Annotated in this window: 8 protein-coding genes and 1 pseudogene; 6 read left to right on the forward strand and 3 right to left on the reverse strand. The window is 46.8% G+C overall.

Annotated features, from left to right (window positions below; translation table 11 throughout):
- The 3 genes from tnpC to BM122_RS19855 all read left to right on the forward strand — a co-directional run.
- Positions 1-849, forward strand: an 849-nt coding sequence (tnpC, locus tag BM122_RS19845) for an IS66 family transposase (RefSeq protein ID WP_143083565.1), incomplete at its 5' end; no start/stop codon positions are given.
- Between the two features lie 3 nt (positions 850-852).
- Complete coding sequence (locus BM122_RS19850; RefSeq protein ID WP_074907258.1) at positions 853-1,032, forward strand: DUF2278 family protein; 180 nt, start codon at positions 853-855, stop codon at positions 1,030-1,032.
- Positions 1,033-1,040: 8 nt separating this feature from the next.
- The gene (locus BM122_RS19855; RefSeq protein WP_305728222.1) at positions 1,041-1,865 is read left to right on the forward strand and encodes a restriction endonuclease; all 825 of its coding nucleotides are present in this window, start codon (positions 1,041-1,043) and stop codon (positions 1,863-1,865) included.
- A gap of 10 nt (positions 1,866-1,875) precedes the next feature.
- Here BM122_RS19855 and BM122_RS25755 read toward each other — a convergent pair whose 3' ends face one another.
- On the reverse strand, positions 1,876-1,998 hold the full coding sequence (locus tag BM122_RS25755) for a hypothetical protein (RefSeq protein ID WP_305728223.1): 123 nt from the start codon (positions 1,996-1,998) through the stop codon (positions 1,876-1,878).
- Between the two features lie 78 nt (positions 1,999-2,076).
- On the opposite strand from BM122_RS25755, the gene BM122_RS24555 reads away from it, so the two are divergent.
- Together BM122_RS24555 and BM122_RS24560 are read left to right on the forward strand one after the other, a co-directional pair.
- A complete protein-coding gene (locus BM122_RS24555; protein ID WP_218152183.1) occupies positions 2,077-2,253 on the forward strand; it encodes a hypothetical protein in 177 nt (58 codons plus the stop codon).
- Entirely contained in the window at positions 2,243-2,431 is a 189-nt protein-coding gene (locus BM122_RS24560) for a hypothetical protein (protein ID WP_218152184.1), read from the forward strand. Before BM122_RS24555 ends, BM122_RS24560 begins: the two co-directional genes overlap by 11 nt.
- Before the next feature lie 782 nt (positions 2,432-3,213).
- Here BM122_RS24560 and BM122_RS19870 read toward each other — a convergent pair.
- Together BM122_RS19870 and BM122_RS25590 are read right to left on the reverse strand one after the other, a co-directional pair.
- Positions 3,214-5,109 carry an Agd3-related carbohydrate deacetylase gene (locus BM122_RS19870; protein WP_256212242.1) on the reverse strand — a complete coding sequence of 632 codons (1,896 nt, stop codon included), beginning with the start codon at positions 5,107-5,109 and terminating at the stop codon, positions 3,214-3,216.
- 8 nt (positions 5,110-5,117) lie between these two features.
- Entirely contained in the window at positions 5,118-5,342 is a 225-nt protein-coding gene (locus BM122_RS25590; protein ID WP_256212243.1) for a hypothetical protein, read from the reverse strand.
- Between the two features lie 304 nt (positions 5,343-5,646).
- On the opposite strand from BM122_RS25590, the pseudogene BM122_RS26390 reads away from it, so the two are divergent.
- Positions 5,647-6,535: pseudogene (locus tag BM122_RS26390) on the forward strand (IS982 family transposase).
- Positions 6,536-6,613 lie beyond the last annotated feature (78 nt).

Raw genomic sequence — 6,613 nt, forward strand, 5'->3', positions numbered from 1 at the left:
ACTTGGCATCTTCTGCAAGGTAGCACCTTGCATGTTGATGAGACGCCGGTAGCCCAGCTTGCTCCCGGCAATGGCCAAACCCACAAAGCCTATTTGTGGGCCTATCGCAGCAATGATCTCGAACCTGGGCCGCGCATCATCATCTTCGACTATCAAGCTGGTCGCAGTGGGCGCCATGCACAAAACTTCCTGCAAAACTGGCAAGGCCACTTGTTGGTCGATGACTACGGCGGTTACAAGGCCTTGTTCTCCAAAACCTCATCCCCTTGTACTGAACTGGGGTGTTGGGTGCATGCTCGGCGTAAATTCTTCGATCTATATCAGGCTAATGACAGCCCAATGGCATTCGAAGCGCTGCAACGTATCGGTACCTTATATGCCATTGAAGCCGAGAGCAAACATCTAACAATCGAAGATCGCCAGCAATTGCGCGTGGAAAAAAGCCTACCCGCACTCAATGCACTGCATGATTGGCTGATACACACCCGCATGCAAACTGCAAATGGCGGCGGTTCTGCCAAAGCGTTAGACTATACGTTGAAACGCTGGCCGAGCCTGATTCGCTATGCACAAAGCGGCCACCTGCCAATCGATAACAATCCGGTAGAAAATGCTATTCGTCCCATTGCGCTGGGCAGAAAGAACTGGCTATTCACCGGCTCAGAACGTGCCGGCCAACGCGCAGCTGCCATTCAAACCTTGTTCGGCACTGCTCAGCTCAATGGCCTCGATCCTGCCGCATGGCTCGAAGAAACGCTCACCAAGCTTCCTACTTGGCCCAACAGCCGTATCGATGAATTGCTGCCGTTGACACCACAGTTCATTAAATCACTAAAACAGAGAGAATGACAGGTGGTAGCGCTGGACGCATACAATCAAGGTAATCCTTTTGGTGGAGGTCATGATGCTGAAAATGCTATATGGCAGGATGGAGCAACAATTATTGAAACGGCGCAAGATGAATTTTTGGGCTTTCTCAACAAATTTAAAACTCGGTCATTCAAAACAGATGATCTTGGACGTCCTGCCTGATTTCTGATATGGCTGTTCCAACCTATGATCAGTTCATTGAGCCACTACTGAGGTACCTAGTGCTCCACCCTGAGGGTATTGCTGTGAAGCAGGCGCATGAGGAAACGGCAAATTCCCTTGGTTTAAGCGAGGAAGACCGACAGCAGCTCCTGCCGAGTGGAGCACAACTAATGTACAAGAACCGCACAGGCTGGGCTCACGATCGATTAAAGCGAGCTGGGCTATCCAGTAGTCCTCGCAGGGGACTCTGGAAAATCACTTCAGAAGGTATCGCCTTCGCTAAGGAGCATCCAGCTCCGTTCTCAGTTGAACTCGCTGAGAAGCTAGCGATGGGCTTTATCGGTGTAAAGTTGAAGCCTGTCTCAGGCGTTACAACTACAGATATTTTAATACCACCAATAGTTAGCATGTCCTCTACCGCTGTCGCGAGCCCGGACGATCGTTTGGGCCAAGCCCTTGCAGAACTGCGGCAAGCCGCTGAGTCTGAGCTGCTGGAGCTGCTTGCCTCGGCATCGCCATCCTTCTTTGAAACTATCGTCCTTGATCTTCTGCACCGCATGGGGTACGGCGCTAGTCGCGCCGATCTGCAGCGCGTCGGCGGCTCTGGAGACGGCGGAATCGATGGAATCATTTCCCTAGATCGACTTGGCCTCGAGAAGGTTTATGTTCAGGCAAAACGCTGGCAAGACAATGTTGGTCGGCCAGATTTGCAGGCCTTCTATGGCGCACTCGCTGGGCAGAAAGCAAAGAAAGGCGTCTTCATCACAACATCAACGTACACATCACAAGCAGTTGACTTCGCAAAATCAGTTGAAGGCATTGTGCTTTATTGACGGCCCCCGCTTAACCAGCCTGATGATCGACTATGAACTCGGCGTCACCGCTCGCACAGTCAAGATACCCAAGATCGATGGTGATTACTTCGATGAGGAAGCGACCTAATCCTTTCATCAAGGCAACGTCCAATAGTGATCTTTTCTCACTTGTCTGCCCCCTCTCATGTCAAATGTTGAAATAAGCCAATTCATTCTGAAATAACTCACTATGAACGACAAAGCAATAAGTTTCGCTTACATAGCTGCAATTATCGGTGGGGCTGTCCTATGGCAGGCAACGGCAGCTTCAAGCGGGAAAATCGAAGCTTGGGATGCCCCTTCTTTTGGGCTGTTACGTATCCCTTTCGATTATATTGTCAGGATGGCTCGGTTACTTGTTTCCTGAAAAACCTTGGCGATGGGGATTTTCTGTAATGTTCGCGCAAGCCGGCATGTTAATGATATCAAGTTCTAGCTTTGGTTTATTACCTTTAGGATTAATTTTGTTTGGCGTACTTGCATTACCTGCCAGTGGTTTTGCGCAAATAATTGCTAGATTGCGTTTGCACAATCAGAAAAAATGAATAATAGATTGCGCATCTGTTACCCGGAAGCTGATCTTTCGTCAATCTGCAATCGGTTTCATACCATCTCACGAACACTTTTGTTACTTTCGCTATTTCTGTTAACTGAATGCTACAGATGCCGCAACGCGTATTGCCTACGATATAGAGGCCGCTGTCAAGCACGTTGAACGTACTGACAGCTCAAAATTCATCCTTGCGCATCACACTCCCTCCAAGAAAGGAGAATGCGAGAACAGCTATACAGTACAGCTGGATAAAGTAGGTACACTGATTATCTGGTGTAAAAACGAAAAGAAAACTCAAATTGAGTCCAGCCATAGTACAAGTTATCACAGCCGTTTCGTTAATACCCCGCATACCTACATACTGGAAAAGAAAGCGAAAGATAGATTGTTTATTGAACTTGAAAGACATGGCGACCGAGTTGTGATGACAGGCGTGAAATAAATGAATTCAGAAGTGAGCCGTCCCGCATTTTTCCGAGACTTATTTTGTTGAGTCAAGCTGCATAAGCAGACTCTTTCTGTTATTGATGATATCCATTTCGAATTCTGCGAGTGAAATATTGCCAATCGCTTCCAGCAGTCTTCGATTATTGAACTAATCCACCTACTCTAATGTGGCCAATTCCACTTTCCCGATGCTGCGCCACGGGCCGCGGAGCCGGGTGATTTCAGCCTTGTATAAGCTATTGATGGTTTCGGCCATGGCTGGTATGCTATTTGATCATTTTGTTAATTCTTAATCCTATTCTATAAAATTACCGAAGTAGCGGGTACTTACTGCGTCAGCGCCCGATTTACCGTAAACACTGCTGGTGTCGTGCTCACGTTAACTTCTCGGATAAACTGACCGCCATATAAATCTCCACCGTCAATGCCCATGACCTCTAGATTCACAGATTTATCAGCCGATAAGGTGACTTGATTCGTAGTCCGGTCCCACTTTGCTTGAATATTTGCAGTCTTAGCGTCGAGCCTATCCTTTGTCTTATCGCCAATCTGCCAATACGGCAAATTTAAGACCGGTAACTTAAATAATCGCTCATATGCCGCGAAGACAGCGTTTAACCAGTCAAATATCAGCGTATTGCCGTTTGCATAATTGGCTGCATTCGATTGATGGAAAAAGTGAAGCCATTTATTAAAGGACAGCATATGGCGTACCGCGCTATCAGCTTCAGCAGCAAGAATTTCTGCATAACTCCGAGGAGTGCAGATAGCCCCGGGTACTGTGCAGGGATCTTGGCCGGCATCGACAAATCGATCGTAAAACATATAGTTGTATTCATCAATCAGCTGATCCGGATTAATGACATTAAAGAAGACATTGGTTGGCCAGCGCGGCAGCATAATACGATCCGTCGCTTTGCCATCATCGTACTGAGTAATATACTGCTCAACGTTCTGCCCTCGTTGTGATGAGTCGGAAGCCACATATTGCACTTCTACATTGGCAGCGGCTCGTAGAAGCAACGTGTTGGCACCACCTTGGTCAAATGCCACATCGTCATCCTGAACATTGGCCATCTCCGGGTGCAACAAAGGGTCATCGGTGCATTTGAGATCTTTCAGGCCGGAATGATTGCCAGTTAGCAGGACTCTGTTGTTATTCGCTTGATCAGGAAGAGCCAAAAGCCCCCACACCGTCCGGTTATTAGTAATTTCTGCCTCAATAAGTGTCTCGCTAATGAAGGTTTCATAATCACATGGGGCATTCGCCGGAACTGGCGGTTTATCCATGGTTTCATGGGTAAAAGTGTGATTGATGTAACGGAACGCATTTTTGTTGGCGATCACTGCGGCTACCAAATCTTCTGACAGGTCTGCAACCAGTGGCGCTGCTGCCGGATCAACCACAGCCCCGGCTCCATTGAATGGAAAATCCAGTTGGAATGCACTGCCAGCCGTTGGATGTGCAGCCCGGAAAGTAGTTTGCTTTTCCACGAGATTGCTGATATCGCCGCTGTTCAAGCGATAGGTTTGTAACAGATTAACCGCCTTAAGGCTAGGATCCCATAGCCAATTCGGTAAGAATAAATCGTCCAAATGGGCAGCCATATAAACGCGTCGCGCCCCGACGAACACCCCTTGAGTCGCCCAGTTTACAAACTCGTAGGCCAATACTTTTGAATGAATGAGAAACGAAGTATTAGTAATCGTTGAGATCAATACTTCACGCACTGGCGTTGTCTGATCGGGAAGCTTGTATTGCACAATCGATACCAGCGCTTCTCCATTGGTGGTTTTCAGCAGTGGAATAACGCTCGGTACAGTGCCATCGCGTGGACCCACGGCATCATTGCGGGGATTGGCTGCAAACGCAAAGTCGGTAATCGGCAGCGGATTCGCCAGGTTTACAGATTCAAGTACCTCTTTTTGATAGGCAGCAGGTACTGACCACTGCGTATTATAGCTCGCTCCACTAGATGAAAAAACCAGACCATAATCCAGGAAGATCCCGAATGGCGCATTAGGGTCAGAATAGGTGGCCGGCCAGCCCGATAAGACTGCTTCACGAACCTTAAAGTCCTTTTCGTAATTGTGCAAAATATCCCACTCTGCCGGAGTAAAGTTTGGAGTCAAATCGGAAATGGTCAGAATAATACCGTTGTAGCTACCTACACAATCCGCATCCAGGGAGTTGCAGGCTACGCCATTCAAAGAGGCGAGCATATCTGCAGTTAAATCCTGTGTGTTAGTTTTAATACGTCGTAGGGCACGCCTATTTCATCCAGAACAGGTTTGATGTAGCTGAGCTTCAGATCCTGGGTTTCCTCTCCTGTAGAAATGACTAATACTCTCAGATTGACAGCATTATCGGCAAAGGCAGGTGGCGCCATAATTATTGCCAGCCACATTGTCACTGAGATAAGCAGATTAATTCCTTCTCCATAGTTCTTTTTCATAAGCATTCCTCTCGCACTCACAACTTTGCTTACATGAAAAATCTATTTCATGAAGTTTTACACGCTATATAGTTTTTATTATTTTTTATCATCCTGTAAAATTTTTCGACAAAATTTTATTCAAAAATTCAAATAAATTATTCAATTTCCACTCCACATCACTCTTATATACGAAAATAGTATCGATAAAACAAAAGGTTAATTAACGTGAATTCGGAATAAGAAAAGCAGAAAAAGGAATATGAATTTCTTATGATGAAGCTATCTTGGAAAAGGGTTTCATCGCGAGAGGTGTGAGTTCTCGATGAATGCTATAGCGACTTTTTGTGCGATCGACGACTTTTGTAAAGAGTTTGAGCCGCGGTGGAAGCAGCGCTTATTTTAAAATCGTCGCTGAAGCGGCGTCGGCGGCGAGGAGCGCTGTGTCTAAGCGAAGTCATGACCATCATGGTCAGGTTTTAATCTGTCGAATTACCGGACATTTAGGTCCTATTATCTGGACCACGTGTTGAAGTATCAGTGGCTCTATTTCCCAGGATTAGTGGGCTACAACCGCTTTGTTGAGTTCCTACAAGGTAGTCTGGTGCCCTTGTGTTGCTTTCTGGCCAATCGCTTTGGACGCTGCATTGGAATCAGCTTCATTGATTCGACCAAAATCAGTGTGTGCCACAATCACCGCATTGGGTCGTATAAAGTAATGGCAGAGTTTGCTGCCAGGGGGAAGATCAGCGTGGGTTGGTTTTATGGGTTCAAGCTGCACCTGGTCATCAATGACCAAGGGGAATTGCTGGCAGTAAAAAATCACGGCAGACAATATTGATGACCGTGACCCGGTACCCGAGTTGGCGCGCTCCTTGTTTGGGAAACGCTTTGGTGATCGGGGCTAACTCTCGCAGCCGCTCTTTGAGCAACTCTTGGAGCAAGGCGCAACTCGTTACCAAGGTACGCAAGAACATGAAAAACAAGCTGCTGCCGCTTTTTGACAAGCTGTTGTTACGTAAACGCTCGATTATTGATGACCGTCAATGACCCATTGAAGAATATCTCGGATCGAGCATTCCCGTCATCGTAGTCCATTTAACTTCTTTGTTAATCTGATAGCCGGGCTGGTGGCTTACATCTTTCGGGAGAAGAAACCCTCGCCTAATATCAGACTCCCTCAAGCCAGGGCAATCGCGCTTAAAAGTGCTTGAAAATAGAATTTAGATAAGGTAATAACATTATCATTTAGATTTTAAATGATAGCAAAGCCAACACCTTCCATTATCCAT

This window comes from Nitrosomonas communis (assembly GCF_900114745.1).
GTDB classification, from domain to species: Bacteria; Pseudomonadota; Gammaproteobacteria; order Burkholderiales; family Nitrosomonadaceae; genus Nitrosomonas; species Nitrosomonas communis_A.

Excerpts from the sequence above, each read along its gene's own strand:
- BM122_RS19855 (WP_305728222.1), top strand. The coding sequence starts at position 1,041 with ATGGCTGTTCCAACCTATGATCAGTTCATTGAGCCACTACTGAGGTAC.
- BM122_RS24555 (WP_218152183.1), top strand. The coding sequence starts at position 2,077 with ATGAACGACAAAGCAATAAGTTTCGCTTACATAGCTGCAATTATCGGT.
- BM122_RS19870 (WP_256212242.1), bottom strand. The coding sequence starts at position 5,109 with ATGCTCGCCTCTTTGAATGGCGTAGCCTGCAACTCCCTGGATGCGGAT.
- BM122_RS25590 (WP_256212243.1), bottom strand. The coding sequence starts at position 5,342 with ATGAAAAAGAACTATGGAGAAGGAATTAATCTGCTTATCTCAGTGACA.